The sequence below is a fragment of the Streptomyces sp. NPDC059499 genome (assembly GCF_042749285.1).
Classification (GTDB): Bacteria; Actinomycetota; Actinomycetes; order Streptomycetales; family Streptomycetaceae; genus Streptomyces.
Genome location: NZ_JBHYTT010000029.1, coordinates 17,712 through 43,412, shown reverse-complemented (window position 1 = coordinate 43,412; position 25,701 = coordinate 17,712). Strand labels below are relative to the sequence as shown.

The window sequence follows — 25,701 nt, the reverse complement described above, 5'->3', positions numbered from 1 at the left end:
CCGTCCCGCCGGACGGGGGCACCTGTGTGTGCGGAGTCAGCAGCCGCCGCAGTTGTAGTACGTCACGTCCCAGTGGTTGCCCTCGTCCGCGTAGACGTTGCCGGATCCGGAGCGGTACTGGGGTGCTCCGTCGCCGCGCACACCGATGTAGGTGAACGCGCTCTTCACGTAGTTCGTCAGGCAGGTGGTCTTGCCGAAGTCGAGCTTGTAGCCGTTCCAGTGCGAGTACGTGCCACTGGCGTGCCCGGTCTCGGTGCCGCCGGTGATGTTGAGCCCGCATCCCGTGGCGCTCTTGAGCGTCTGGGCTCCCTGGGCACTGGTGAGGTTGAGCTGGTCGAAGGACGTACAGGTGGAGACGTTCCGGTTGGAGCAGCCGCCGGACGACGACCAAGTGATCCCGGAGGAGCTGAAGCGGGAGGTGGCCTGGGAGTGGGTCAGCTTGGTCACGGCATTGGCCTCGGTCGCGCTGCTGATCACGCCGACACCGGGCGCGAAGAGCACCCCGAGGACGAGGGCGAGGGCGGTCAGGGCCGAGCGGAGTACAGGACGGGTCAGCATGGGGGAAATCCTCCTGCTCATGACAAAACGGGGGATGAGCGAGCTGTCGTGCGGGGCCGAGCAGGGAGATCCTGCCCGGTTCTACGCGCGTCCGCCAGAGGTGCCGCGTGATCGATCGACGTCACGGAGCGGCTTTCGGAAGGGCCTGGACCCTTGTTGTTGAATTTCGAACCACATTGGTCTACAGTCAATCTCGTTGAAGGTTAAACAAGAACTTCGACAGTCACTCGTCTGAACACGTCCCCGAGGAGGAGCCATGGCTCTGTTCAACCGCAAGAACAACGACGCCCCGTCCACCACCGCCACCCTCGCGGTGGACCCCGCACTGGCCGCCCTGACCGGCACCTACGCGATCGACCCGGCGCACAGCAGCATCGGTTTCACCGTGCGCCACGCCATGGTCACCAACGTGCGCGGCTCCTTCGGTGAGCACGAGGGCACCCTGCGGCTGGACGGCGCCGACCCGGCGAACTCCTCCGCCTCCATCGACGTCAAGATCGCCAGTGTCGACACCGGCATCGCCGACCGTGACGGTCACCTGGTCAGCGGCGACTTCTTCGAGGCCGAGAAGTTCCCCCTCATGACCTTCCGGTCCACCACGGCCGAGCAGCTCGGGGGCGACAAGTACCGCGTCACCGGCGACCTCACCATCAAGGACGTGACGCGCCCGCTCGCCATCGACCTGGAGTTCAACGGCTCCGCCACCGACGTCTACGGCAACGAGCGCGTGGGCTTCGAGGGCAGCACCGACATCCTGCGCTCCGACTGGGGCCTGACCTGGAACGCGGCGCTGGAGACCGGCGGCGTGATGGTCAGCGACAAGGTCAAGCTGAACTTCGACATCTCCGCGATCAAGGCCGCCCCGCAGGCCTGAACCGTACGGAGATCCTGAACCGAGCGCGCCCGCCTTCGCTCCCCCACCGGGGAGGAAGGCGGGCGCTCGGCGTCCGGGGACTCCCGGTCACACGGTGCGGCGCACCTTCAGAGCGTTGTCCGTGCGGGTGGTGGGGTTCCCGTCCGGGTCGTTCTGGATCCGCTCGTGCTCCGCGCTGACCAGCACCTCCCACTCCCCGGCCGGGAGTTCGAGGGAGGCGAGCACCTCGTCCGTGGTCGGCAACTCCACGTCCGGGTGGTCATGCTCCCAGGAGGGGAAGCCCGCGTGCCCGACGATCAGGAGTACGCCGCCGGGCGCGACCGCCGAGGCCGCCTGCCGCAGGATCCGCTCGCGCGGCAGATCGCCCATGGAGTGCAGGAACTGGGCGGAGACCAGGTCGTACTCCCCTTCCGGGAACGAGGCGCCCAGGTCGTGCCACTGCCAGTCGATCCGGTCCGCCACGCCCGCGTCGGCCGCGTGCCCCGCCGCCCGCTCCAGGGCGACCCGCGAGATGTCGGTGGCGGTGACCGTCCAGCCCCACCGGGCGAGCCAGACCGCGTCGGCGCCCTCGCCGCAGCCGAGGTCGAGGGCGCGCCCCGGCTTCAGTCCCTCCACTTCACGGACCAGCGCGGCGTTGGGGTTCCCGCTCCAGATCCGGTCGCTCTCGCGGTACCGGTCGTCCCAGAGTTCGGCGTCGGTCCGGGTGGTGTCGTCGGTCATCGGGTCTCCTGCAGTCCATGACGGCGGTTTCCGAGCACGCGCTCGGTGACATGTCGCTCGGCCTCGGCCGAGAAGGGTTCCTGCCGGGCGGCGACCGCGCGGCGGGTGTCCTCGGTGACGAGGTCCGCGTTCATGGCCGCCCCCGCCTTCAGCCCCGCGGCGGCGGCACCGATGACCTGCTCCATGAGGTTGGCGACGTTACCGGCCACCCACACCCCGGGTACCGCCGTCGCACCGGTCGGATCGGCCTCGAAGTACGTGCCGACGAGATGGTCGCCCATCTCCATCGGCGCGGGCACCAGGCCGAGGCTCTCCAGGACCCCGGAACGCGCGGTGAAGCGCGGCTGGACCACGAGCACCTCGCGCGGGATCACCGTGCCGCCGGTCACCCGTACCCCGGTGAGCCGGTCGTTCTCCACGACCGTCCCTGCGACCTCGCCGTCCACCACGGCGATGCCCCGCGCGGCCAGCTGCTCGTACTCCTCGTCGGTGAAGTCGGACCGGAGGTGCCGGAACAGCACCACGTCATCGCTCCACTGCCGCCAGAGCAGTGCCTGGTGCACCGCCATCGGGCTCACGGCCAGGATGCCGATCGCCCGGTCCCGCACCTCCCAGCCGTGGCAGTACGGGCAGTGCAGCAGATCGTGACCCCAGCGCTCGGCCAGGCCTTCCACCTGCGGCAGTTCATCGACCAGCCCGGTGGTCACCAGCAGCCGGCGGGCCTCGACGGCGCTCCCGTCCTCCCGTACGACACGGAATCCGCCGTCCGGGAGCTTCTCGGCCGCCACGACCTCGCCCTCGACGATCTCGGCCCCGTACGCGGACGCCTCCGCCCGGCCGATGGCCAGCAGCTCCGAGGGCGGGGTGCCCTCGCGGCCCAGGTAGTTGTGCACGTGGGACGCGGGCGCGTTGCGCGGACTGCCCGCGTCGATCACGAGCACGGAACGCCGCGCCCTGGCCAGGGCGAGAGCCCCGCTCAGCCCGGCGGCCCCACCGCCCACCACGACCGCGTCGTAGCGCTGATTCTTGTCACTCATGCGAAACACCTCCATCTACGGGAGATGGTGCGCGCCCCGCCCCGTTTCGACAAGCTTGCTTGCCGAAGCGGCAAACTCGCACCAGACGGCCTTCCCCGGATCCCGCTCCCCCACCCCCCACGCGTCGGCAAGCGCCCCGACGAGGACCAGACCGCGCCCGTATTCCTGGTACGGGGCGGGGTCGGACCCTTCCTGGACCTCGCCGCCCCCGCTGTCGTGGATCTCGACCCTGAGCACCCGCTCCCAGGAGAGGCGTACGCGGAATCCGCGGCCGGGCGGGACGCCGTGGACCAGTGCGTTGGTGGCGAGCTCGCTCACGCAGAGCAGCACGTCGTCGACGGGCACCCCGCACGCCCAGTCGAGCAGCGTCGCACGCACGAACTGCCGTGCGAGGGGGATCGACCTGCGCTCGCGGCGGTAGAACGCCTCGCGGAGGCAGAGGAGTTGAGTTGATTCATTCACGGGACGACTGTCACAGAACGTCACTAGGGTTGATCAGCGCGTCAGGTCGTACATCGCGTTTGTACGGGTGCTGACGGGTCCGGCGGGGTCGCGTACGGGGAGAGGCACAGCATGCACTCGGCAAAGAGGAACAAGCGGGTCACGTCCTGGCACGTGATCGGCGCGCAGCTGGCCACGTTCCGCAAGGCGGCCCGGCTGACGCAGGCGTCGCTGGCCGACCGCTTCTGCGTGGGCGAGGACACGATCGCCTCGATCGAACAGGGCCGCCGGCCGCTCCAGCCGGACTTCGCTGCGCAGCTGGACGAACTGCTGGACACCAAGGGGGTGTTACGGGTTGCGGTGGCGAAGGTGCCGCAGAGGGAGCGGTTCCCGGCGTTCGCGCAGGATTTTGTGGAGTACGAGCAGGAGGCGGTGACGCTGCTCTGGTACGAGAACCAGGTGGTGCCTGGGCTGCTTCAGACGGAGGAGTACGCACGGTTCCTCTTCTCCTGCCTCTACCCGCCGCTCGAAGAGGACCAGCGGGAGGAATGGGTCACCGCCCGCATCGACCGACAGCGACTCCTCGCACGCAGGCCGCGCCCGATGCTGCACTTCGTGCTGGAGGAGAGCATCCTGCGCGGCGTGATCGGAGATCCTCAGGTACGACGGGGGCAGATCCACCACCTTCGACAGTGCATGGAACTCCCCTTTCTGGGACTCCAGGTCATGCCCATGAAGTTGCCCAAACACGCCGGCCTTGCAGGCCCCATGGTCTTGCTGGAGACCCCCGATCATGACCATCTCGCCTACGTCGAGGCCCAGTTGGCCAGTGTGCTTCACGATGACCCGGACGACGTCAGTGTGCTCCAGCAGAAATATGGGATGCTGCGTTCGCAGGCGCTTTCCGTCGAAATCAGCGCGCGCCTACTGGACGACCTGCTTGGAGAGTCATGAATCGCGCAGCACGCGGCACAGCCCTCATGTGGTTCAAGTCCAGTCACAGCAGCGACCAAGGCGGCGACTGCCTCGAAGTCGCCTACGACTGGCACAAGTCCAGCTACAGCAGCGACCAGGGCGGCGCGTGCGTCGAGGTCTCCGCCCACCCCGCCGCCGTACACATCCGCGACTCCAAGGTCGCCGAAGGCCCGGTCCTCACCGTGCGCCCGGCCGCCTGGGCCGCGTTCGTCAGCGCCGCGGCCTAGCACTTCGGCGCAGATCGAACGTGCCGCCCAACCTGGCGGCGCCGGCGCCGGACGGTGCCGAGGGCCCTTCAGGACGAAAGGCATCGGACGCGTCCACCGGCAGCGACGGCATTGTCGTGGGCGTGGCCACCGGCGGCACTACCGGCACCGGCGCACCGGATTCGATCGATACCTCCACGGTCACCGTGTCCGGCAGCTCGTGGGTCCTCGGCGGCCCCGGAACGGACCGCGAGGTGCCCTGAGGCGCCCGGTCCACGCGATGCGGATCCGAGGAGGGCGAGGCCCCGTGAGGACGTGACCGGACACGGGGAGCGGGGAGGTCCGCGGCCGACGCGGCACGCGCCACCACCGTTTCGGGCCCGCTCCCGGAAGGGGGCCGGCTGTCCGGCCGGTCGAGGGGTCCGGCCGGCAGAACCGCTCCCGCCACGGCCAGCGTCATCGCCGCCGATGTCGCCCCCGCGGACTGAGCGATGCCCGTACGGGGAAACCTGCGTGCGCACATCCACAGGGCCGTGGCCAGTGCGATGCAACCGGCCAGGGCGTTGCGCAACGAGCGCCTGGCTCTGGCGAGCAGTGACTCGGTGGCGCGGTAGCTCAGCCCCATGGTCCGGGCCACCTGTCCGACGTCGAGATCCTGCGCCTGGAGCCGCAGCGCCTGTACCTGGCGGGCGGGCAGCAGCTCCGCGGTGCGGTCGGCCAGCCATCTGGCCTCCGCCCGGTCGCAGGCCGCGTCCTCGACCGGGAAGGGCTCGACCGGAGCGGCGGCGTAAGGGCTCTGGCTCAACTCCCGGTCGCGGGCGACCTGGCGGTGCCGGTCGGCGCAGGCGCGCAGGGTCGCGAGCCTGAGCCACGGGCGCACCCGGCCGTACGGGACGTCAGGGTCCTCCGCCGCCCGGATCATCGCTTCCTGAACGGCGTCCTCGGCCTCTTCGGCGTTCGACGAGTGGCTGCGCGCGATCTCCAGCAGTTCGTCCCGGTGGCTCCAGATGAGCTCCCACCGGTTGCCCGGGCCACCTGGACGACCGACGGTACGCGGGACGCTCACGGTCGCAGCCTCTGGTCCATGGTCTCCGGTCCGGTGTGCGTCGGTCATAGCGCCCCACAGCCCCTATGCCCCGCGACCCGGCAGGTCTCGGGGCATACGGGCTCGGCGCCGGATCAGACCGAGAGCGTGGCGGCGGAGCCGAGCCCGGCGACGCCGAGCAGGCTGCCGCCGACGGAACCCGAGAGGCTGCCGGAGAGCGGCAGCGCGCCCAGCAGGTCGGCGTCGACCGCACCCGCGATGCCACCGACGAGCGGCGCCTCGATCGCAGCCGCGCCGGCGATGCCGCCGGACACGCCGTCCAGGTCCGCGTCGGAGATTTCCTGGGTCTGCATCTGGGGGGCGGAGCTCATGATGTGAATTCCCTTCGCATTAATTCCGAATGGCCGGAGCCGACTCCGCAGGAGCGAAAGGCCCTTGCCGCTGTCACGGATACCGAAGTCCTCACCGCCCGAAGGCGGCGAATTTCCCTACGGCTTCCGCGATGTGAGGGATGTAAGCACGTGAGGGCGTTGCGGGGCCAGCCATCAGCAGTCCCGTGAATAGTCACTCCGGCACCGAAGAACCGGCACGGTCACATTGCTCCATGGACCGGTACAGATTCTTCACCCGACCGACCGACGGACTTTCCGCCGGCCCTCTAAGTGATCCGCCACGAATGGGACATTGTCGGCCGCCGATGCGCGGGATCAGGTCCGCACGCGAAGCGCCGCAGGTCGCGCCTCGCCACCTGCGGACACGGTGTGCAGATCCGCCGCAGACGACCCGGACCGGACGCCGGAAGCTGAGCCGAGCCGCGTTCCCGCACCCCTCTTTACCGAAACTCGTCGAATGTCTGTACGCGCATCGGCACGCGGTGTACGTTCTCGGGCCGATGGGTGATGGGAGCGCTCCCATCACGCTCTTCCCGCTCCGCACGAGGAGGAACGCTATGAAACGCCTGCTCGCCTTACTGGCGACCTGCGCGACCGTCCTGGGCCTTACGGCGGCAATCGGCCCCCAGGCGGCGGCCGCAGCCGGCTGCAAGGTCGACTACACCGTCGCCAGCCAGTGGACGGGCGGCTTCCAGGCCGCTGTGAAGATCACCAACCTGGGCGCCCCCGTCACGGGATGGACACTCGGGTTCGCCATGCCGGACGCGGGACAGAAGGTCGCACAGGGCTGGAACGCCACCTGGTCGCAGTCCGGCTCCGCGGTCACCGCCGTCGGCGTCGACTGGAACCGCACACTGGCCACCGGCGCGGCGGCCGACGTGGGATTCACGGGTTCCTTCACGGGCGCCAACCCGAAGCCCACGGCGTTCACCCTCAACGGCGTCGCCTGCACGGGTGCCACCGAGGAACCCCCGCCCGTCCCTGCCGACGGCACCCCCGTGGACATCAACGGCCCGCTCCACGTCTGCGGCGTGAACCTGTGCAACCAGTACAACCGGCCCGTACAGCTGCGGGGCATGAGCACGCACGGCATCCAGTGGTTCAGCGAGTGCTACAACGCGGCGTCCCTGGACGCGTTGGCGAAGGACTGGAAGTCGGACCTGCTGCGTATCGCCATGTATGTGCAGGAGGACGGCTACGAGACCGATCCGGCCGGCTTCACCAGCCGCGTGAACACCCTCGTCGACATGGCCGAGGCCCGTGGCATGTACGCCTTGATCGATTTCCACACCCTGACGCCCGGCGACCCGAACTTCAACCTCGCACGCGCGAAGACGTTCTTCGCCTCCGTCGCGGCCCGGAACGCCGACAAGAAGAACGTGATCTACGAGATCGCCAATGAGCCCAACGGCGTGAGCTGGTCGGCGATCAAGAACTACGCCGAGCAGGTCATCCCGGTGATCCGGGCAGCCGACCCGGACGCCGTCGTCATCGTCGGCACCCGCGGCTGGTCCTCGCTGGGCGTCTCGGACGGCTCCAACGAGAGCGAGGTCGTCAACAATCCCGTCAACGCCACCAACCTCATGTACGCGTTCCACTTCTACGCCGCGAGCCACAAGGACAACTACCGCACCACGGTGAGCCGAGCCGCTTCGCAACTGCCTCTGTTCGTGACCGAGTTCGGCACGGTCAGCGCCACCGGCGGTGGAGCGATGGACTCGGCGAGCACCACGGCCTGGCTGAACCTGCTCGATCAGCTGAAGATCAGCTACGCGAACTGGACCTACTCCGACGCCCCCGAGAGCAGCGCGGCGCTGCGGCCGGGCACCTGCGCCGGCAGCGACTACAGCAGCAGCGGTGTGCTGACCGAGTCCGGAGCGCTGCTCAAGAACCGGATCAGCTCTCCCGACAGCTTCCCCACCAGCTGATGTCCGACGGGGCTCCGGCGGGCCGGAGCCCCGCCCCGATGACGGGAACCGCTCCCGTCGCCCTTCCGCACTCCCTCACCCCCTGCCTCGGAGGCACACGTGCGCGTCCTTCTCCCTCGATTACTGCACAGACTTCACAGGCCGTGGACGGCGGTCCTCACGGCCGTCGTGCTGCTGGCGTCCGGTTTCACCGCGGTGTCCGCGAGCGGCGCGGAGTCCGGCTGCCGGGTCGACTACACCGTGAACAGGTGGACGGGCGGCTACACCGCCCAGATCAAGGTCACCAATCTCGGCCCGGCGCTCAACGGCTGGCGTCTGAACTGGACCTACGCCGGCGACCAGCAGGTGACCTCGGCGTGGAACGCGAGCGTCACCCAGACCGGCAGCTCCGTCGTCGCCGTGGGTTCCGGCTGGAACGGCACGCTGGCCACGGGTGGCGCGGCCGACTTCGGCCTGCAGGGGACCTGGCGGTCGTCCGACCCCGCACCCGTCGACTTCAGCCTCAACGGCACGCCCTGCGGGGGTGACGGCACCCCGCCGCCGACCACACCCCCCACCACCCCGCCACCGACCACTCCCCCGACGACCCCACCGCCCACCACTCCGCCCGGCGAGGACTGCGGGAACGCGGTGATCTGTTCCGATTTCGAGGACCAGACCGGCCCTGCCCCGTCCGGCGCCTGGCAGTTCACCGCACCCGACTGCCAGGGCACCGGCACGGCCGCTGTCGACACCGCGGTCGCGCACAGCGGCAGCAGATCCCTGCGGATCGACGGCGGGACCGGGTACTGCAACCACGCCTTCGTCGCCTCCACCGCGGACCTGTCCTCGGTGGGTCCGGTGATGCACGTACGCATGTGGGTGAGGCACACCACCGCGCTCCCCGCCGCCCACGTCACGTTCGTCTCCCTGCCCGACAGCTCCCAGGCCGGGCGGAGCCTGCGCGTCGGAGGCCAGAACGGCGCCCTGCAGTGGAACCGGGAGAGCGACGACGCCACCCTGCCGGCTCAGAGCCCGGTCGGCGTGGCGCTGAGCAGGCCGCTGCCGACGGGAAGTTGGCAGTGCCTGCGGTTCGCGATCGACACGACGGCCCCGGGTCTCGACACCTGGCTCGGCGACGAGCAGATTCCGGGCCTGCACGCCGACGGTGTCCCCACACAGGACATCGACCAGCAGTGGCTCGCCCGCACCACACCGCCCCGGCCCACGGCCCTGCGACTGGGATGGGAGAGCTACGGGACGGGCGACGACACCCTGTGGTTCGACGATGTGACCGTCGGCTCCGCTCCCCTCGGCTGCTGACAGGTCGTAGAGTCGCAAGGGCGGCCGAAGCCAGTTGCGTCGGCTTCGGCCGCCTCGGCGGTTCCCCCGTCAGTTCAGACGGCGGCGCAGCCACCAGGCGCAGAAGCCTGTCAGCAGTCCGGCCAGGGCGAGGAAGATCGCCGTCTCGATCCACTGGAACGGCCAGTAGCGGTCGGCCGGGTGGTAGGACACCTCGACGTGGAGGTCGGACTCGGCGAAGCACTTGACGGCGTCGATGTCACGGCTCGCGCAGCCCTCGGCTCCCCGTACCTCCCGGCCCGCCGAATCGAGCACCGGCCCGGTACCGGACACCACCCAGGCGCCCGGCTTGGACACGCCCACGTCCAGGCCGGCGACGTCGCCGTCGCCGGACAGCAGGATGTTCGTCGCGGTCCACTCGGGCGGCGTGGCGGACGCTTCGGCGCCGCCCTCGCCTCCGGGCATGGTGATCGACTTGAGGGACACGACGGCGTGTTCGGGCGCGATGAGATGCGGGCGGACGGCGAAGGGCATGAGGACCTGGACCGCGACGAACAGGGCGAGTGTGGCCGCCATCGCGGGGACCGTTCTGCGGATCAGCAGTCCGGCGCAGGCACCGGCGGTGAAGGCGAAGGCCGCGTAGGCGAGCGGGACGATGCCCCGCCCGTCGAAGAGGACGGGCGTGAAGCGTTCGCTGTAGATCTCGTCGAGCGGGGACGCCCACCAGGTCACCATGAGGCTGAGCAGTCCCGAGACCGCCACGGCGCTCAGGCCGACCGCCGAGAGTTTGACCGCGAGCCAGTGGGTGCGGCTGATGCTCTGGTTCCAGACCAGCCGGTGGGTGCCGGTCTCCAGCTCCCGGGCGATCAGCGGCGCGCCCCAGAAGATCCCGAAGACACCGGGGACGGCGATGACGAGACCGGTGGCGAGGAAGTACAGGGACTCGTACTCGGTGATGAACGCGTTCTTGGCCGCTCCGCAGTCCGCACCGCAGCCGAGGATGTTGCTGTCGTAGGTGTCCCGGATCTGGATCCCGGTGATCAGAAGGGCCGCCGCGATCACGACGAGGGCCGCGAGGGCCACCAGGGTCTGGACACGGTACTGGCGCCAGGTGAGCCAGATCATCGCTGTGCCTCCAGTGCGGAACGGCCGGCCGGGCGGGCCCTGCCGTCGGCCATGTACGTGAGGACCAGGTCCTCCAGGTCGAGGGGTTCCAGGACCCAGGCGGGGTCGTGGACCGGGGCGGCTGCCCGGACGATGAAGGTGCTCTGCCGTTCGGTGTGCGTGGCCGTCAGGACCCGCATCCCGTCCGGCAGGTCCTCCGCGTCGCGGCGGGCCGTCGTGAGCCGGAAGTGCGTGCCCAGGAGGTCGTCGACGTCGCCGGCGATCTGCACGCGGGAGGCGACCAGGGAGATCAGGTGGTCGCAGACCCGCTCCAGGTCGGAGACCAGGTGCGAGGAGAGGATGACGGTGGTGCCGTGCTCGGCGACGTACTCCATGAGTCCCTGCAGGAACTCGCGCCGGGCCAGCGGGTCCAGGGCGGCGACCGGCTCGTCCAGGATGAGCAGTTCGGGCCGCTTGGCCACGGCGAGGGTCAGGGCGACCTGGGCGCGCTGGCCGCCGGAGAGCTTGCCGACCCGCTGAGCGGGGTCCAGGCCGAGGTCCTGGATCCGGGTCCGGGCCAGCTTCTCGTCCCAGGCAGGGTTGAGCCGTGCGCCGAGGCGCAGGTGATCGGCGATGGACAGCCCGGTGTACGTCGGGGTGTCCTGGGCGACGAAGCCGACCTTGGCCAGCTGTCCCGGCCCGGATGCGGGGCGTCCGCCGAGGACCTCGATGGTGCCCGAGGTCGGGGTGATGAGCCCGCAGGCCAGCTGTAACAGAGTTGATTTTCCGGCCCCGTTGGGGCCGACCAGGCCGACGACCCGGCCGGCCGGCACGCTCAGGGTGCAGTCGTCCAGCGCCTGGCGGCGGCCGTACCGCTTGCCCAGGCCTCTCGCTTCCAGAATTGGGGTCATTTCTCCTCTTCGGTGGAGGTGCGGAAGGTGCTCAGGAACAGGGCCTCGATGCTCTCCTCGTTCAGCCCCGCCGCTCGCGCCCGCTCCAGCCAGCCGCGCAACTCCTGGCGCAGCGGCTCGTGTTCGGACAGCGAGGCGTCACTGAGGGTGCTGGACACGAACGTGCCGACGCCGGGCTTCTTGGCGACCAGGCCCTCGTACTCGAGCTCCCGGTACGCCTTGAGCACGGTGTTGGGGTTGATCGCCACCTTGGCTGCGACGTCCTTGACCGTGGGCAGCCTGTCGCCCTCGAACAGCAGGCCCAGTCGCATGGCCTGGCGCACCTGGTGGACGAGCTGCAGGTACGGCGCGACGCCGGACCGGGAGTCGAGGTGAAACTCGATCACCGTCTCCTCTATTCATCTAGGTTCCTAGCACTATAGGACTCTAGCGACCTCTGGTCTGTCAACGGAACCGGCCGGGAAACGCGAAGAAGGGCGGCACACATGGGTGTGCCGCCCTCGGTTCCGTACGCCCTACGGGTGCCTGCCCGGGCCTTCCGCGTTCGGAGCGAAACGGGTGGGCGAGAGGGCGGTGTCCTCCTCGCCCGGTTCCAGCAGGGTGGCGGCGGCGCCCACGATGAGCGGGTCCGGCCTGCCGACGGCCTCGACATCCTTCGCCGCGTAGTCGATGCGGGCCAGGAGGCTGCGCATGGCCTCGATGCGGGCGCGGCGCTTGTCGTTGCTCTTCACGACGGTCCACGGCGCGTGCGCGGTGTCGGTGACACGGAACATTTCGACCTTCGCCGTGGTGTAGTCGTCCCAGCGGTCGAGGGAGTCGATGTCCGTCGGCGACAGCTTCCACTGACGCACCGGGTCGACCTGGCGGATGGCGAAGCGGGTGCGCTGCTCGGCCCGGGAGACGGAGAACCAGAACTTCACGACGATGATGCCGTCCGCGACGAGCATGTCCTCGAAGGCCGGGCACTGCTCGAGGAACAGCTCGTACTCCGACTCGGAACAGAAGCCCATGACCCGCTCGACACCGGCCCGGTTGTACCAGGAGCGGTCGAAGAAGACGAGCTCGCCCGGCGCGGGCAGATGGGCCACGTAGCGCTGGAAGTACCACTGGCCCCGCTCACGCTCCGTGGGCTTGTCCAGGGCGACGATGCGGGCGCCACGGGGGTTGAGGCGTTCGGTGAAGCGCTGGATGGTGCCACCCTTGCCGGCCGCGTCCCGCCCCTCGCACACCACGACGACGCGCGCACCGGCGTCCTTCGTCCACCGCTGGAGCTTGAGCAGCTCGATCTGCAGGATGCGCTTGGTCCGGTCGTACTCCTTGCGGCGGATCTTGCGGTCGTACGGGTAGTTCTGCCGCCAGGTCTTGATCGGCTTGCCCGCCTCGTCGAGCAGGACCGGCTGCTCCGGCCTGCTGGTGTCGACGGTCAGCCCGTCCAGGAGTTGCTTGCCCACCTCATCGCGGTCCACCCTGCCCAGCCTGGCACCCGTTCGCGCCCGGTGCCACCGGATGGCGGACACGACGCGCACACGTCTCCCCGGCTCGGGGCGCCCGTGGAGGGTTAAGTAAGGTAACCCTAATAACGGCAGGTCGGCGATGAGCTGCCGCATCCCACGAGGTACGGAGAAACCCTTGTCGAACGCCGCGCCCGCCGCGCCCTCCCGTACCGGGGATCCGCTGGCCGGAGCCGTTCCCCTGCGGTCCGCGGAGCAACTGCGCGAGATCCTCGGCGTTCCGTGGCCCCTCGTCATCGAGAAGGTCCACGACACGCTCACCGACGACGACTTCGACCTGCTGGCCCGTGCGCCGTTCTGCGCCGTGTCCACCTCGGACGCGGACGGCAACTGCGACACCTCCCCGCGCGGCGGCGAGCCGGGCTTCACCCGGGTCCTGGACGCTCGCACCCTCGCGCTGCCCGACCTTCCCGGCAACCGGCGCGGCGACAGCTTCCACAACATCCTGTCCAACCCGCACGTCGGCCTGCTGTACCTCATACCCGGGGCGATGACCGTGCTGCGGATCAACGGCCGCGCCCGGATCCTCACGGACGCGCCGTTCTTCGACGACATGACGGTCAAGGGCAGGCGTCCGGATCTCGCCCTGGTCGTCGAGATCGACGAGATCTACCTGCACTGCCCGGCTTCCCTGCGCCGCTCCGGGGTCTGGGCCCCGGACACGTGGGAGGGAGCGGTTCAGGCCTCCCGGGCCTGAAAGGCCTCCCGGGCCTGAAAGGCCTCCCGGGCCTTGGGTCAGAAGCCTCCGCCGCCGAAGTCACCACCGCCGAAGCCGCCCCCGTCACCGAACCCTCCGCCGTCGCCGAAGCCGCCGCCGCCGAATCCGGAGGAGTCGAAGTCGGAGCCGGAGGAGTCGCCGCCGCCCCACTCCCCGCCGCCCCCGCCGAAGTCACCGCCGCCGTACTCCGACGCGTAGGCCGGAGTGGCGAGCATCGAGCCGAGCATGGTCCCGACCAGCAGGCCGGGCAGCAGACCGCCGCCGAAGTAGCCGCCCGCCCAGGGGCCGTACGCCGGGCCCGCCTCCCAGTACGGGCGGCGGCGGCCGTCGCCCACGTCGACCGTACGGCTCATCGGGTCCTCGCCCTCGCGCAGCCGCACCTCGTCCGCACCGCAGACCGGGACCTCCCGGGCCGCACCGCCGGAGGGGCTCCACAGCACGTCGGCGACCGACGGGCCGTGGCGCGGGTCGAAGAAGCAGGGTGGACGGCGGGCCGGGACAGCGGTGCCTTTGCGGCGGGCCTCCAGGACGGCGAGGGAGAAGCGGCCGTCCTCCAGGGCCTGGGTGACCCCGCGCACGTCGGAGGGGTGGCGGGCATGGCCCATGCGGGACTTGGCGTCCTCGTAGGAGTCGAGCGCGTGCTCGTAGTCCGTGCGCATCGCGTCGTCGGCACCCTTCTCCGAGGGGTGGAAGTCGAGCCGGTCCAGGGTTTCGCCGTACGCGGTGATGTCCTCGTCCACGACGACCCGGAGCTTTTCGAGAGAGGCCTGCTCCTCTTCCTCCCTGCGCTTCCTGTTGCGGCGGACGATGGCGTACGCGCCGGCGCCGCCTGCCACCGCCACCGCGCCCAGCGCGATCAGGCCGGCCGCGCCGGCCGCACCGTTCTCGTCACCGTCGGCGCCGGACCACGACGCGGGGGCGCTGCCCCTGGCCTGTTCGACGGCGCGGTCGACGAAGGCGTTGAGCTGGGTGGCGGCGTTCACGTCCGTGCCGGGCGCCTCGACGGCCGTGGTGAGGTTGTCCACCGCCCGGACCGGCATGACCTGCGGGTCGGCACCCGCGTCGAACCCGTCGCCGAGCCTGACCGCGTAGACACCGGTGATTCCGGTGGTGGTACGGAGGTTCTGGAGGAGGTTCTGCTCGGGGAATTCGGACGTCGCCGGGAGCACGGCGACGAAGACCGGCTTGTCGGCGTCGAGGATCGTCTCCTCCAGCGCCTTCTCCTGGGTGGCGGAGAGCATGCCCCTGGCTGCCGGGTCCACGTACACCGGGTCCTGCCGCAGGGCCTGACCCGCCTCGTCGACGGTGGCGGGGGCGGCGGACACGGCCGGCGCAGCGGGGGTCAGCGCCAGCACGGCCGCCGTGAGTATCAGCAGCAGGCAGGCCCAAAGGGGGGCGAACAGCCTCTTCCGCATACTCCGAAAGTAACCCAAGTGGGCGACAAATGCGTCGCCCACCCGGGCTTCCTCCGTGGTGTTACGCGGCGCGGTACGCCGTGCGCAGCTTCGCCACCGCCCCGGTCAGGTCACCGGTGAGCAGCAGGTGGTCGGCCTCGGCGAACGGCTTGGACACCGCCGCTGTCAGCTTCCCGCCGGCCTTCTGCTGGACCAGCAGCCTGGCCTGGTCCACGATCGCCTTGCCCGCCGGGGTCTTCCCGAGGTGCGCCTGCTCGGCGAGGTTCGCGGCCGCGGCGAGGGCGGTGAGGGTGAGCTCGCCGCCTCCGGGGACCTTCTTCAGGGTGGTCAGTCCCCATCCGTACGGGAACTGCGGGTCGTACGCCGCGTCGCCGACGTTGATCGGCAGCTGCGACTCGGACTTCGGCCAGGTCACCGGGAGCTGTCCGGTGAAGGCCTTCTTGCCGTAGAGGACGTCGGCGACGCCGTCACCCTCGGTGCCCGGCAGCCAGGAGGCCACCAGGGCGTCGATGTCACCGAGCTTGTCGCCGATGAGCTGCGGACGGCCGGAGACGACCAGGACCGCGCACTTCATCGCCGCGCAGACCTTGTCGACGGCTGCCTTGTCGGCGGCCGTGAGCTCCAGGTCGTGGCCGTTGCCGACGTCACCGATGCCTTCGGCGTACGGGGTCTCGCCGACCACGACGACACCGACGTCGTAGCCGTCCGTGGCGGCCGAGGCGTCCTTGGAGTACGTGGCCGAGTCCGTGTTCTTCTTGATGCCCTCGAGGATCGTCGTGCCCGTGGTGGTCCGGCCCGAGGCGCCCTGCCAGCTGACGGTCCAGCCACCGGCCTGGTTGCCGAGGTCGTCGGCGTTGGATCCGGCGACGTAGACCTTCTGGGACGGCTTGAGCGGGAGGACCGCGCCGTCGTTCTTCAGGAGGACCTGGGACTTGGCGGCTGCCTCACGGGCGACCGTACGGTGTGCGGCCGAGCCGACCTTGTCCAGGTTGGAGGGGTCCGCGTACGGCTTCTCGAAGAGGCCGAGACGGAACTTCTGGGTCAGGATCCGCGACACCGCGTCGTCGATCCGGGCCTGGCCGATCCGGCCGGCGGTGACCTCCTCCTGGAGGGTCTTCGTGAAGTCCTGGTACGCCGTCGGGACCATGATCATGTCGAGTCCGGCGTTGACGGACGTCCGCACGTCGCTGGCGTAGTCACCGGGGATCTGGTCGATGGCCTGCCAGTCGCTGATGACGAAGCCCTCGAAGCCCATCCGGTCCTTGAGGACGCCGTTGATCATCTCGGCGTTGGCGTGCATCTTCACCGGGCCCACGTCGTCACCGAGGATGTCCAGCGAGGAGTACGACGGCATGACCGTGCCGACCCCCCGCTTCACGGACTCGGCGAACGGCGAGAGGTGGACCGCTTCGAGCTCCTCGCGGGTCACCTTCGTGACGCCCTGGTCGATGGTGTACGAGCCGGTGGTGGACGAGCCGAACTCCGTACCGCCGTCACCGACGAAGTGCTTGGCGCTGGCCAGCACCTTGTCGTCGCGGTCCAGGTCCTTGCCGGAGGCGTGGCCCTGCATTCCGGTGATGACCGTCTCCATGGCTTCCACCAGGGCCGGGTCCTCGCCGTAGGCCTCGTAGGAACGGCCCCAGCGCTCGTCGCGGGTCACGCACACGCAGGGGGCGAAGTCCCACGGGATGCCGGTGGCGCGCACCTCGCTCGCGGTGACGGCACCGGTCTTCTCGGCGAGCTTCGGGTCGCGGCCCGCGCCGATACCGATGTTGTGCGGCATGATCGTCGAGCCGATCACGTTGTTGTGGCCGTGCACCGCGTCCACGCCGTAGATCAGCGGGATCTGGAAGCGGGTCGCCTGGGCGCGCAGCTGGTAGGCGTCGACCATCTTCGCCCAGGCAGCGGCCGTGTTCGGGGTGGGTACGGAACCGCCGCCGGAGAGCAGCGAGCCGAGGTCGTACGCGGCGATGTCGCCCTGGGACCTGAGCGCGTTGCGCTCGGCCTGGGTCATCTGGCCGGCCTTCTCGGCCGGCGACATCCTCGACAGCAGGTCCTCGACGCGCTTCTTCACCGGAAGCTTCGCGTTCTGGTACGGGAGTCCGTGGGCGTCGATGACGACCTGCGGGTTCTCCTTGGGCGCCTTGGCGCCGGTGACGGTGAGTTCGAGCGGGACCGTCTCGGCCGACTCGGCGCCGCCGTCCTTCCGTGTGGCCACCGAGACCGTGTGGCCGGTGCCGGAGGCGGTGCCCGCGGGGAAGGTGTGGGTGCCGGTGACCGGGGTGTAGTCCTTGCCGGACTCGGCGCTGCCGCCCTGGGTCGTGTACGCGACCGTGACGGGCTCCTCGATGGGGGCGGAGCCGGTGGTGGCGACGGAGATCCTGACGTCCGCCGTGCCGCCCTCCTTGACCGGGTGCACGGCCGAGTCGATGACGACGCTCGTCTTCAGTGCGGGCTCGGCCTTGCCGTACAGCTCGACGGCGTCCATGGCGAACGCACCGGGGGCGCCGGTCGGCAGGGTGAGGGCGTAGCCCCACATCTCGTTGAGGCCGAGGACCTGGTCGATGCCGCCGACGGGCTGGTAGTCGGCCCGGTAGACGAAGTCCGCGAACGGGATCTCGATCTGGTGCCAGCCCTCCCAGTCGTCGGTGAAGGAGGTGGTCCAGAGCTCGGAGGCGCCGCCGTTGGCGCCGCCGTCCTTGATCTCGAAGTTGATGCGCTTGCCCGAACCGGGCGGCAGCGGCGCCTTGTTCTGCCCGTACCACCAGAAGCGGATGCCCTTGTGGGCGGTCCAGTCCTTCGGGGGCTGGTCGACGGCGAACTCGTGGCTGAGTCCGCCCCAGGCGCTGATGTCGTACGTGCCCTCGAGGACCTTGGCGCCCTCGGGGGCGTCGGCGCGCTCCTTGAGTTCCAGGGCCGGGTGGTCGTCGGCGTCGCCGCCCCAGGTGAAGAGGGCGTCGGCGGGCGGGTTGCCGAGCGGGACCTCGCCCTCGAAGCGGTCGACGAGCACCGGGGCGGGGTCGTCCGCCGCGGCGGCCGCGCTGGGGACGGCCCCGGCGAGCAGTCCGGCGAGGACCGTTACCGCGGCGAGCGCGGCGGTGGCCGGTCTCGCCCGGTTGAGTGGGCGGGTGTGCGGTATGCGTGGCATTGCTGCTCGTCCCTTGTTCGGTCGTGCTCCGGTGTCGGCTACTTCTGCTCGACCCGCACCCAGTCGATCTCCGCCTTGATGCCACCCTGCGCGACACGGTCGACGCTGGACTGCGGGAGACCCCAGTAGGGCTGGGTGACCTTGTTCCACCCGGCGGGGTAGGCGCCGCCGAGGGCAAGATTGAGGATCACGTACTGGTTGTGGTCGAAGACCCACTTGCCGCGGGTCGACTCCAGCTTCTGGCGGGAGGTCTGCTGGACGACGCGGTCGTCGACGGTGAACGTCATGCCCTCGGGCGTCCACTCGACGCCGTAGGTGTGCCACTGGTCGGCGCGCCCGCCGTTCGGGAAAGTCTGCTGCTTGCCGATGTTGCCGTCGGCGGAGTAGCCGGGGCCGTGCAGGGCGGAGCTGGTCCAGTCCCCGTAGCCGATGTTCTCCATGATGTCCGTCTCACCGGAGCCCGGCCAGGAGACCGCCGGGTCGTCCACGTCGCTGCCCAGCATCCAGAAGGCGGGCCAGTAGCCGTCGCCGACGGGCAGCTTCATACGGGCGCTGACCCTGCCGTAGGTGAAGTCGAACTTGGTGTTCGTGTCGACCCGGCCCGAGGTGAAGTCGAAGGTGCCGTTGGGCGTGGAGGTGCAGCCCTTGCAGTACCTGGACTCCAGGACCAGAGCGCCGTTCTCGGTGCGGATGTTGTTCGTCGAGTCGACGTAGGCCTGCGACTCGCCGTTGACCGGGCCCATCTCCGTACCGGTGCGCACCACACGCCACTTGGAGCGGTCCAGGCCCGAGCCGGTGAAGTCGTCGAAGAAGGTGGTGTTGTACGCGCCGCCCGGGTCCTTGGGAAGGGCCGGGTAGGCGGCAGCGGCGGTGCCGCCGGTGCCCCAGACCTGGAACTCGTAGAGGGAGTAGCCGAACTGGGCGGTGGAGGGCGCCGGGTTGTAGAAGGAGCGGCGCTCCTTGCCGAGCATCCGGACGTAGCGACCGGTCGCCGGGGCGGCCAGGTTGATCGTGTCGTGGCGCCCGACGGCGTCGCCCGGGGACTTCACGTCGGCGCGCCTGGCGGCGACCTCGGCGGCGGACGGGCGGTGGACGGTGCGCCAGTTCCTGTTGTCGTCGGAGACCTGGATCTCGTAGTCGACGGCGTAGGCCGCCTCCCAGTACAGGTCGACGCTGCTGATCGTGGAGGTGGCGCCGAGGTCGACGCCGACCCAGCGGTCCGCGTTCCAGTCGGAGGACCAGCGGGACCGGTCCGCCTTCAGGTCGGCGGGCCAGCCGCCGTCGGTGACGTAGGCGGGCGAGTTGCCGGCGTGCTGGTACAGGTTGCCGGAGGCGGGGTGGTTCAGTGCGAGGTTGGCGCGGGTCGTCGAGGCGGGGGCCGGCTCACCTCCGTACACCTGGAAGGAGAAGAGGGAGTAGCCCCAGGGGGTGGCTCGCTCCACTCCTCGCATCCGGACGTAGCGGCCGGTGACTTCCTGCGGGTAGGTGTGGGCGGTGACGGTGCCGCCGGTGCCTTCGGTCTCGGTGTAGAAGCTCGTCCAGTCGGTGCCGTTCCTGGAGACCTCCAGGACGTACCGCTTGCCGTACGCGGCCTCCCACTCCAGCTTGACCTGGTTGATGCGGACGGTGGAGCCGAGGTCGATCCGTATCCAGGCGTCGTCGGCGAAGTTGCTGGACCAGCGGGTGGCGGCGTCGCCGTCGGCGGCGGCTCCGGGTCCCGAGGCGCCGTTCTCACTGCCGGACGCGGTGACCGCGCCGGGGTTCGCGGTGTACGCGGCCGCCGCTCTGTCCGTGTCCCAGGCGGCTGCGGCGGCCTTGACGGCCGGGTCGGGTGCGGGTGCGGCCAGGGCGATGGGGGCCGCCAGCGCCACCAGGGCGGCGGTGGCGGTGGCGATCAACGTCGTACGAGAGGGCATGTGGGGGTGCTCCTATACGGGTCAGTCGTGAAGAGCGTTCCGGGTGAGGTGGACCGTGTCGCGGTACCACTTGGCGCTGTCCTTGAGCGTCCGCTCCTGCGTGTCGTAGTCGACCCGGACGATCCCGAACCGCTTGTCGTAGCCGTAGGCCCACTCGAAGTTGTCCATCAGCGACCAGGCGAAGTAGCCCCGGACGTCGGCGCCCTGGGTACGGGCTTCGGACACGGCTGCGATGTGGTCGGCCAGATAGGCGGTGCGGTCCGCGTCGGGGACGGAGCCGTCGGCGGCGACGGTGTCGTCGAAGGCCGCCCCGTTCTCCGTGATGACCGTCGGCAGCGCGTAGTCCCGCTGGAGCCGCAGCAGCAGATCGGTGAGTTCGGTCGGGGTGATCTCCCAGTCCATCGCCGTGCGGGGCAGGTCGCGCTCCACACCACGGGTGACGGGGAGGCCGTCGGCGTCGGTGGGCGATCCGTCCTCGGTGACTCCGGAGAACAGGGCGCCTCGGTAGAAGTTGACGCCGAGGACGTCGAGGGGGGTGGCGATGGTGTCCAGGTCGCCGTCCTGGACGGGCAGTTCGATGCCCTGGGCCGCGAGGTCGTCGACGATGTCCTGCGGGTAGCTGCCGCGGACGATCGGGTCGAGGTAGAGGCGGGTGCCCATGCCGTCGGCACGGCGGCAGGCCTCGCGGTCGGCCTCGCTGTCGGCCTCCGGGGTGGCGGTACCGAGGTTGAGGGTGATGCCGAGCTCGAGCGGGTTGTCGCCGGCGGCCGCCCGCATCCGCTGCGCCGCGAGGCCGTGGCCCAGCAGGAGGTGGTGGACGGCGCCCATGGCGTCACCCATGTCGCTCCGGCCGGGGGCGTGGGCCCCGTAGGCGTACCCGAGCATCGCCGAGCACCACGGCTCGTTCAGCGTCGTCCAGTGCTCGACCCGGTCGCCGAGCGCCTCGTAGGCGAGCATCGCGTAGTCGGCGAAGCGGAACGCGGTGTCACGCTCGGGCCAGCCGCCCGCGTCCTCCAGCTCCTGCGGCAGGTCCCAGTGGTAGAGGGTGATCCACGGGGTGACGTTCCTGTCCTGCAGCTCGTCGACCAGCCGCTTGTAGAAGTCCATCCCCTTGGCGTTGACGGGTCCCCGACCGCCCGGCTGGATGCGCGGCCAGGCGAGCGAGAAGCGGTACGTGTCGACGCCGAGGCCCGCGATGAGCTCCACGTCCTGGGGCATCCGGTGGTAGTGGTCGCAGGCCACGTCACCGTTCTCCGCGTTGTGCACGGCGCCCGGTACATCGCAGAAGGTGTCCCAGATCGAAGGGGTGCGGCCGTCCTCACGCGGGGCCCCTTCGATCTGGTACGAGGAGGTGGCGACGCCCCAGCGGAAGTCGGCCGGGAGTCCCTGGACGGCGGCGGGCTGCAGGCTGCGGGGCGTGGCGAGATTCATGGGTCTCCGTAAGTCCTTTGTGGGGTGCGGTGGGACGTGGGTCGCGGGTCAGGCCGGCCTGGTGTGCAGCCAGCAGGCGACCTCACGGTCCTGGCCGGCGTCCGGAGCGGCCAGGACCGGGACCCGCTGGGCGCACGGCTCGAAGGCCTTGCCGCAGCGGGGGTGGAAGGCGCAGCCGGTGGGCATCGCGCTGAGGTGCGGGGGAACGCCGGGGATGCCGGTGAGCTCGCGCCGGGGGCCGTGCAGCGCGGGAAAGGAGTGCAGCAGCCCGTCGCTGTAGGGGTGGCGGGGGTCGCGGTAGATCTCGTTCGCGCCCGCCTGTTCCACGATGCGGCCCCCGTACATGATCGCGATCCGGTCCGAGAACTCGATCAGCAGGGAGATGTCGTGGGTGATGAACACGACGGAGAAGGAGAGCTGTTCCCTCAGCTGGACCAGCCGGCGCAGGATCTGGCGCTGCATCACGACGTCGAGCGCGGTGGTCGGCTCGTCCATGATGACGATCTCGGGTTCCAGGGCGAGCGCCATGGCGATCATCACGCGCTGGCGCATTCCGCCGGAGAGCTGGTGCGGGTAGGCGGCGAGCCGGTCGGAGGAGATGCCGACCAGGGTCAGCAACTCCTCAGCTCGGGCGGTCCGTTCGCGGGACCGCATGTCGGGCCGGTGCGCCTTGAGGACATCGGTGAGCTGACTGTGGACGGTGTGCACGGGATTGAGGGAGTTCATCGCCCCCTGGAACACGATCGACAGTTCCTGCCAGCGGAAGGCGCGCAGCTCGTCCGGAGACAGGGAGAGGATGTCGACGGGCCCGGCGCCCGGCCGGTGGTAGTGGACGTCGCCGCCGGTGATCACCCCGGGCGGGGACAGCAGCCGGGTGACCGCGTACGCGAGGGTGGACTTCCCCGATCCCGACTCGCCCGCCAGGCCGAGGACTTCGCCGCGGTGCAGGGTGAGGTCGATGTCGCGCAGGGCCTGGACCCCGTCGGCACCGGTGCCGTAGTCGACGTTCAGTCCGCTGATGGTGAGGATCGGCTCGCCGGTCATTCGCTCTGCTCCTTGGTGCGCGTGCCGGGGCGGGCGGCGTGGGTGCCGGTGCGGCGGGCCACCGGGGTGAATCCGACCCGCATCTTGACCTTCCGCGAGGCGCCGGTCGCCGTACGCAGCCGCGGGTTGACGAACTCGTCGATGCCGAAGTTGATCAGGGCCAGGGCGGTGCCCAGGAGGGCGATGCACAGGCCGGCGGGGACGAACCACCACCAGGCGCCCTGGGCCAGGGCCTGGTTGGACTGGGCCCAGAAGAGCACGGTGCCCCAGTTCCAGTGGGAGATGTCGGCGACGCCGATGAAGGCGAGGGTGATCTCCGAGAGGATGGCGAAGATGACGGTGCCGACGAAGCCGGACGCGATGACGGCGGTCAGGTTGGGCATGATCTCGAAGAGGATGATCCGCCAGGTCGACTCGCCCGTGGCGCGGGCCGCCTCCACGTAGTCGCGCCGTCTGAGCGACAGGGTCTGCGCCCGCAGGACCCGCGAGCCCCAGGCCCACGAGGTGAGGGCGATGACGGCGGCGATCAGCAGGTCCCCGGTGTCCTCGACGAAACTCGCGATGATGATGATCAGCGGCAGTCCGGGGATGACCAGGAAGATGTTGGAGAGCATGGAGAGGACCTCGTCGGCGGCCCCGCCGAGGAATCCCGAGGTGACCCCGATGAGCACGGAGAGCACGGTCGCGAGGAAACCGGCCAGCAACCCGACGACCAGCACGCCGCGCGTGCCGACCAGGATCTGGGAGAGGACGTCCTGCCCGGTGTGGGTCGTGCCGAACCAGTGCTCGGAAGACGGCGGTTGCAGCAACTGGTCGCTCATCGCGTCGGGATCGTACGGAGCGATCCAGGGACCGATGACGGCGAAGATCAGGAAGAACACGAGGATCAGCAGCCCGGTGCGGGCCTTCCCGCCGCGCAGGAATCGCAACCTCGCCCGGCCGGCCGCGGCCGGGACGGGAGGGTCGTCAAGAACGGCGACGTCGGTGGCGGTGACGGCCATGGTGATCAGGCCTCCTTCCGGGTGCGGGGGTCGAGGAGGGCGTAGGCCATGTCGGCCAGCAGGTTCGCGGCGAGCACGGAGAGTGTGATGACCAGGAAGACGCCCTGCATCAAGGGGTAGTCCTTCGCACCGACCGCCTGGAGCAGCCGGAATCCGATGCCGGGGTAGTTGAAGACCATTTCGACCAGCAGCGTGCCGCTGACGATGAAGCCCAGTGAGAGGGCGAAGCCGGAGATGTTGGGCAGGACCGCGTTGCGGGCGGCGTAGGAGAACATCACCCGCCGCTCGGAGAGCCCCTTGGCCTGCGCCACCATGACGTAGTCCTCGGAGGAGACGGTCACCATCATGTTGCGCATGCCGAGGATCCAGCCGGCGACGGCGCTGAGCACGATCGTGATGCCGGGCAGCACCCCGTGGTAGAGGGCGCTGGAGATGAAGGGCCAGTCGAAGGCCGGGACCAGCGAGTTGTCGTAGCCGCCCTCGAAGGGGAACAGAGGCCACTTCACCGCGAACAGTGAGATGGCGATGAGTCCCAGCCAGAAGTAGGGGACGGACGAGATGAAGGTGGTGACGGGCAGCAGCCCGTCCAGCCACGAGCCGCGCCGCCAGCCGCTGTAGACGCCGATGCCGGTGCCGAGCAGGAAGCTGATCAGGGTGGTGATCCCGACGAGCGCGAGCGTCCAGGGCAGCGCGTCCGAGAGCACCTCGCCCACCGGGGTCGGGAAGTAGGTGAAGGAGAGTCCCAGGTCGCCGTCCAGCAGACTCGACCAGTAGTCGGTGTACTGCGACCAGAGGGACTTGTTCTCGTCGAGCCCGAACAGGGCCTTCAGCGAGGCGATCGCCGAGGTGTCGAGCTGCCCCTGGTAGCGGCTCATCAGAGCCTCGACGGGGTCTCCCGGCATCAGGCGCGGGATCAGGAAGTTGATGGTGATGGCGGCCCACGCGGTGACCGCGTAGAAGGCGAACCGCTGGAGGATGTACTTCACTTCGCTGCTCCCTCGGCGGTGGTGCCGTCGTACAGCCAGCAGGCGGCCCACTGGCCGTTCGCCAGGTCGAAGCGCGGCGGCAGCTCGGTGCGGCAGCGTTCCATGGCCTTCGGGCAGCGGGGGTGGAAGCGGCAGCCGTCCGGCGGGGCGATCAGTGAGGGCGGCTCACCGCTTCCGGTCTCCTCCTGCGCCTCCTCGTGCGCCACCCGGTCGGGGTCCGGCGCGGAGGCGATCAGCAGCTGCGTGTAGGGGTGCGCGGGGCGCTGGGTGACGGTCTCGCTGTCTCCGCCCTCGACGATCCGGCCCGCGTACATCACCAGGGTCGTGTCCGCGAAGTAGCGGGCGGAGGCGATGTCGTGGGTGATATAGAGGATCGCGAGGTGCAGGCGCTCCTTGAGGTCGCGCAGCAGGTTGAGGACACCCAGCCGGATCGACACGTCGAGCATCGACACCGGCTCGTCGGCCAGCAGGACCTTCGGGTCGGCGCCGAGGGCGCGCGCGATCGCGACGCGCTGGCGCTGCCCTCCCGACAGTTCGTGCGGGAACTTCTCCAGGAACTGGTGCGGAGGGGTCAGCTGGACCCGCTCCAGCAGAGCGGTCAGGTTCTTCTCCAGATCCCCGTCGCCCTTCCCCGCCCGGCCGTGGATCTTCAGCGCCCGGGTGAGGTGGTAGCGCACGGTGTGCACCGGGTTCAGGGAGGCGAACGGGTCCTGGAATATCAGCTGGACCTGTTTCACATACGCGCGGAAGGACCGGCCACGTCCCGCCTTCACCACCCTGCCGCCCAGGTGTATCTCGCCCTCGGTGAGCGGATACAGCTGGGTGAGCAGGCGTGCGACGGTGGACTTCCCGGAGCCGGACTCCCCCACCAGGGCCGTGACGGTACCGCGCCGGAGCTTCAGCGAGACATCGTCGACGGCGTGGACTGTACGGCGTCTGCGGGCGAGGAGGTCTCCCGCGGTGCGCCGCACGGGGAAGTGCTTGGTGACTCCGCGTGCTTCGAGCACCACATCGGTCGCGGTGCGCACGTCTTCGGACGGTTCGGTGGTCATGGCCGGT

At 69.9% G+C, this 25,701-nt stretch carries 24 protein-coding genes; 6 read left to right on the top strand and 18 right to left on the bottom strand.

The features are described 5' to 3' along the window. Positions 1-36: 36 nt before the first annotated feature. Positions 37-558: a hypothetical protein gene (locus ACFW9O_RS36220; protein ID WP_351169661.1), complete on the bottom strand. Its 522-nt coding sequence runs from the start codon at positions 556-558 to the stop codon at positions 37-39. Positions 559-814: 256 nt separating this feature from the next. Between ACFW9O_RS36220 and ACFW9O_RS36215 the strand changes: the two genes are divergently transcribed. Next, positions 815-1,432 carry a YceI family protein gene (locus tag ACFW9O_RS36215; protein ID WP_384615387.1) on the top strand — a complete coding sequence of 206 codons (618 nt, stop codon included), beginning with the start codon at positions 815-817 and terminating at the stop codon, positions 1,430-1,432. An 87-nt stretch (positions 1,433-1,519) separates the two neighbouring features. Here the strand turns inward: ACFW9O_RS36215 and ACFW9O_RS36210 are convergent, their stop codons facing one another. The 3 genes from ACFW9O_RS36210 to ACFW9O_RS36200 are packed head-to-tail and all read right to left on the bottom strand — an operon-like array spanning position 1,520 to position 3,651. Beyond that, positions 1,520-2,152 carry an SAM-dependent methyltransferase gene (locus ACFW9O_RS36210; protein WP_384615385.1) on the bottom strand — a complete coding sequence of 211 codons (633 nt, stop codon included), beginning with the start codon at positions 2,150-2,152 and terminating at the stop codon, positions 1,520-1,522. Next, positions 2,149-3,189 (bottom strand): NAD(P)/FAD-dependent oxidoreductase, encoded by a 1,041-nt coding sequence (locus ACFW9O_RS36205; RefSeq protein WP_384615383.1) that lies wholly within the window; start codon positions 3,187-3,189, stop codon positions 2,149-2,151. Before ACFW9O_RS36205 ends, ACFW9O_RS36210 begins: the two co-directional genes overlap by 4 nt. Before the next feature lie 15 nt (positions 3,190-3,204). Then, positions 3,205-3,651: an ATP-binding protein gene (locus ACFW9O_RS36200; protein WP_384615381.1), complete on the bottom strand. Its 447-nt coding sequence runs from the start codon at positions 3,649-3,651 to the stop codon at positions 3,205-3,207. Positions 3,652-3,804: 153 nt separating this feature from the next. Here ACFW9O_RS36200 and ACFW9O_RS36195 point away from each other — a divergent pair, with 153 nt between their 5' ends. Then, positions 3,805-4,584 carry a helix-turn-helix domain-containing protein gene (locus tag ACFW9O_RS36195; protein WP_384615380.1) on the top strand — a complete coding sequence of 260 codons (780 nt, stop codon included), beginning with the start codon at positions 3,805-3,807 and terminating at the stop codon, positions 4,582-4,584. After that, a complete protein-coding gene (locus tag ACFW9O_RS36190; RefSeq protein ID WP_384615378.1) occupies positions 4,581-4,832 on the top strand; it encodes a DUF397 domain-containing protein in 252 nt (83 codons plus the stop codon). The genes ACFW9O_RS36195 and ACFW9O_RS36190 overlap by 4 nt, the downstream gene beginning before the upstream one ends. Here the strand turns inward: ACFW9O_RS36190 and ACFW9O_RS36185 are convergent. Both ACFW9O_RS36185 and ACFW9O_RS36180 read right to left on the bottom strand, forming a co-directional pair. Continuing rightward, positions 4,816-5,877, bottom strand: coding sequence for a sigma-70 family RNA polymerase sigma factor (locus ACFW9O_RS36185; protein ID WP_384615377.1), 1,062 nt, complete (start codon positions 5,875-5,877; stop codon positions 4,816-4,818). The genes ACFW9O_RS36190 and ACFW9O_RS36185 overlap by 17 nt on opposite strands. 113 nt (positions 5,878-5,990) lie before the next feature. After that, positions 5,991-6,227, bottom strand: coding sequence for a hypothetical protein (locus tag ACFW9O_RS36180; protein ID WP_384615376.1), 237 nt, complete (start codon positions 6,225-6,227; stop codon positions 5,991-5,993). Between the two features lie 578 nt (positions 6,228-6,805). Here ACFW9O_RS36180 and ACFW9O_RS36175 point away from each other — a divergent pair. Both ACFW9O_RS36175 and ACFW9O_RS36170 read left to right on the top strand, forming a co-directional pair. Continuing rightward, positions 6,806-8,176 (top strand): cellulase family glycosylhydrolase, encoded by a 1,371-nt coding sequence (locus tag ACFW9O_RS36175; protein WP_384615374.1) that lies wholly within the window; start codon positions 6,806-6,808, stop codon positions 8,174-8,176. A 99-nt stretch (positions 8,177-8,275) separates the two neighbouring features. After that, positions 8,276-9,478: a cellulose-binding domain-containing protein gene (locus ACFW9O_RS36170; RefSeq protein WP_384615373.1), complete on the top strand. Its 1,203-nt coding sequence runs from the start codon at positions 8,276-8,278 to the stop codon at positions 9,476-9,478. 69 nt (positions 9,479-9,547) lie between these two features. On the opposite strand, the gene ACFW9O_RS36165 is transcribed toward ACFW9O_RS36170, so the two are convergent. From ACFW9O_RS36165 to ppk2, 4 genes are all read right to left on the bottom strand, one after another. After that, a complete protein-coding gene (locus tag ACFW9O_RS36165; RefSeq protein ID WP_384615372.1) occupies positions 9,548-10,582 on the bottom strand; it encodes an ABC transporter permease subunit in 1,035 nt (344 codons plus the stop codon). Then, positions 10,579-11,472, bottom strand: coding sequence for an ABC transporter ATP-binding protein (locus ACFW9O_RS36160; protein ID WP_351169625.1), 894 nt, complete (start codon positions 11,470-11,472; stop codon positions 10,579-10,581). The genes ACFW9O_RS36165 and ACFW9O_RS36160 overlap by 4 nt, the downstream gene beginning before the upstream one ends. Then, a complete protein-coding gene (locus ACFW9O_RS36155) occupies positions 11,469-11,858 on the bottom strand; it encodes a GntR family transcriptional regulator (RefSeq protein ID WP_329207062.1) in 390 nt (129 codons plus the stop codon). The genes ACFW9O_RS36160 and ACFW9O_RS36155 overlap by 4 nt, the downstream gene beginning before the upstream one ends. Before the next feature lie 129 nt (positions 11,859-11,987). After that, positions 11,988-12,938 carry a polyphosphate kinase 2 gene (gene ppk2 / locus ACFW9O_RS36150; RefSeq protein ID WP_351169621.1) on the bottom strand — a complete coding sequence of 317 codons (951 nt, stop codon included), beginning with the start codon at positions 12,936-12,938 and terminating at the stop codon, positions 11,988-11,990. Between the two features lie 163 nt (positions 12,939-13,101). On the opposite strand from ppk2, the gene ACFW9O_RS36145 reads away from it, so the two are divergent. Next, positions 13,102-13,680 (top strand): MSMEG_1061 family FMN-dependent PPOX-type flavoprotein, encoded by a 579-nt coding sequence (locus ACFW9O_RS36145; protein WP_384615369.1) that lies wholly within the window; start codon positions 13,102-13,104, stop codon positions 13,678-13,680. A 38-nt stretch (positions 13,681-13,718) separates the two neighbouring features. On the opposite strand, the gene ACFW9O_RS36140 is transcribed toward ACFW9O_RS36145, so the two are convergent. The 8 genes from ACFW9O_RS36140 to ACFW9O_RS36105 all read right to left on the bottom strand — a co-directional run bounded on the left by ACFW9O_RS36140 (position 13,719) and on the right by ACFW9O_RS36105 (position 25,694). Next, on the bottom strand, positions 13,719-15,116 hold the full coding sequence (locus tag ACFW9O_RS36140; protein WP_384615367.1) for a hypothetical protein: 1,398 nt from the start codon (positions 15,114-15,116) through the stop codon (positions 13,719-13,721). A 61-nt stretch (positions 15,117-15,177) separates the two neighbouring features. Then, positions 15,178-18,264: a glycoside hydrolase family 3 N-terminal domain-containing protein gene (locus ACFW9O_RS36135; protein ID WP_384615365.1), complete on the bottom strand. Its 3,087-nt coding sequence runs from the start codon at positions 18,262-18,264 to the stop codon at positions 15,178-15,180. Positions 18,265-18,302: 38 nt separating this feature from the next. Beyond that, the gene (locus ACFW9O_RS36130) at positions 18,303-20,180 is read right to left on the bottom strand and encodes a discoidin domain-containing protein (RefSeq protein ID WP_351169609.1); all 1,878 of its coding nucleotides are present in this window, start codon (positions 20,178-20,180) and stop codon (positions 18,303-18,305) included. A 21-nt stretch (positions 20,181-20,201) separates the two neighbouring features. Continuing rightward, the gene (locus ACFW9O_RS36125; RefSeq protein WP_384615363.1) at positions 20,202-21,611 is read right to left on the bottom strand and encodes a GH1 family beta-glucosidase; all 1,410 of its coding nucleotides are present in this window, start codon (positions 21,609-21,611) and stop codon (positions 20,202-20,204) included. A 48-nt stretch (positions 21,612-21,659) separates the two neighbouring features. Further along, complete coding sequence (locus tag ACFW9O_RS36120; RefSeq protein ID WP_351169603.1) at positions 21,660-22,655, bottom strand: ABC transporter ATP-binding protein; 996 nt, start codon at positions 22,653-22,655, stop codon at positions 21,660-21,662. Continuing rightward, positions 22,652-23,656 carry an ABC transporter permease gene (locus tag ACFW9O_RS36115; protein WP_384615361.1) on the bottom strand — a complete coding sequence of 335 codons (1,005 nt, stop codon included), beginning with the start codon at positions 23,654-23,656 and terminating at the stop codon, positions 22,652-22,654. The genes ACFW9O_RS36120 and ACFW9O_RS36115 overlap by 4 nt, the downstream gene beginning before the upstream one ends. A gap of 5 nt (positions 23,657-23,661) precedes the next feature. Then, positions 23,662-24,642, bottom strand: a complete 981-nt coding sequence (locus tag ACFW9O_RS36110) for an ABC transporter permease (protein ID WP_351169597.1) — start codon at positions 24,640-24,642, stop codon at positions 23,662-23,664. Next, entirely contained in the window at positions 24,639-25,694 is a 1,056-nt protein-coding gene (locus ACFW9O_RS36105; RefSeq protein WP_384615359.1) for an ABC transporter ATP-binding protein, read from the bottom strand. The genes ACFW9O_RS36110 and ACFW9O_RS36105 overlap by 4 nt, the downstream gene beginning before the upstream one ends. Positions 25,695-25,701 lie beyond the last annotated feature (7 nt).

Coding starts and splice junctions, on each gene's coding strand:
- ACFW9O_RS36180 (WP_384615376.1), bottom strand. CDS start 6,227: ATGAGCTCCGCCCCCCAGATGCAGACCCAGGAAATCTCCGACGCGGAC.
- ACFW9O_RS36125 (WP_384615363.1), bottom strand. CDS start 21,611: ATGAATCTCGCCACGCCCCGCAGCCTGCAGCCCGCCGCCGTCCAGGGA.
- ACFW9O_RS36165 (WP_384615372.1), bottom strand. CDS start 10,582: ATGATCTGGCTCACCTGGCGCCAGTACCGTGTCCAGACCCTGGTGGCC.
- ACFW9O_RS36130 (WP_351169609.1), bottom strand. CDS start 20,180: ATGCCCTCTCGTACGACGTTGATCGCCACCGCCACCGCCGCCCTGGTG.
- ACFW9O_RS36205 (WP_384615383.1), bottom strand. CDS start 3,189: ATGAGTGACAAGAATCAGCGCTACGACGCGGTCGTGGTGGGCGGTGGG.
- ACFW9O_RS36140 (WP_384615367.1), bottom strand. CDS start 15,116: ATGCGGAAGAGGCTGTTCGCCCCCCTTTGGGCCTGCCTGCTGCTGATA.
- ACFW9O_RS36105 (WP_384615359.1), bottom strand. CDS start 25,694: ATGACCACCGAACCGTCCGAAGACGTGCGCACCGCGACCGATGTGGTG.
- ACFW9O_RS36115 (WP_384615361.1), bottom strand. CDS start 23,656: ATGGCCGTCACCGCCACCGACGTCGCCGTTCTTGACGACCCTCCCGTC.
- ACFW9O_RS36120 (WP_351169603.1), bottom strand. CDS start 22,655: ATGACCGGCGAGCCGATCCTCACCATCAGCGGACTGAACGTCGACTAC.
- ACFW9O_RS36220 (WP_351169661.1), bottom strand. CDS start 558: ATGCTGACCCGTCCTGTACTCCGCTCGGCCCTGACCGCCCTCGCCCTC.
- ACFW9O_RS36175 (WP_384615374.1), top strand. CDS start 6,806: ATGAAACGCCTGCTCGCCTTACTGGCGACCTGCGCGACCGTCCTGGGC.
- ACFW9O_RS36210 (WP_384615385.1), bottom strand. CDS start 2,152: ATGACCGACGACACCACCCGGACCGACGCCGAACTCTGGGACGACCGG.
- ACFW9O_RS36190 (WP_384615378.1), top strand. CDS start 4,581: ATGAATCGCGCAGCACGCGGCACAGCCCTCATGTGGTTCAAGTCCAGT.
- ACFW9O_RS36215 (WP_384615387.1), top strand. CDS start 815: ATGGCTCTGTTCAACCGCAAGAACAACGACGCCCCGTCCACCACCGCC.
- ACFW9O_RS36135 (WP_384615365.1), bottom strand. CDS start 18,264: ATGCCACGCATACCGCACACCCGCCCACTCAACCGGGCGAGACCGGCC.
- ACFW9O_RS36160 (WP_351169625.1), bottom strand. CDS start 11,472: ATGACCCCAATTCTGGAAGCGAGAGGCCTGGGCAAGCGGTACGGCCGC.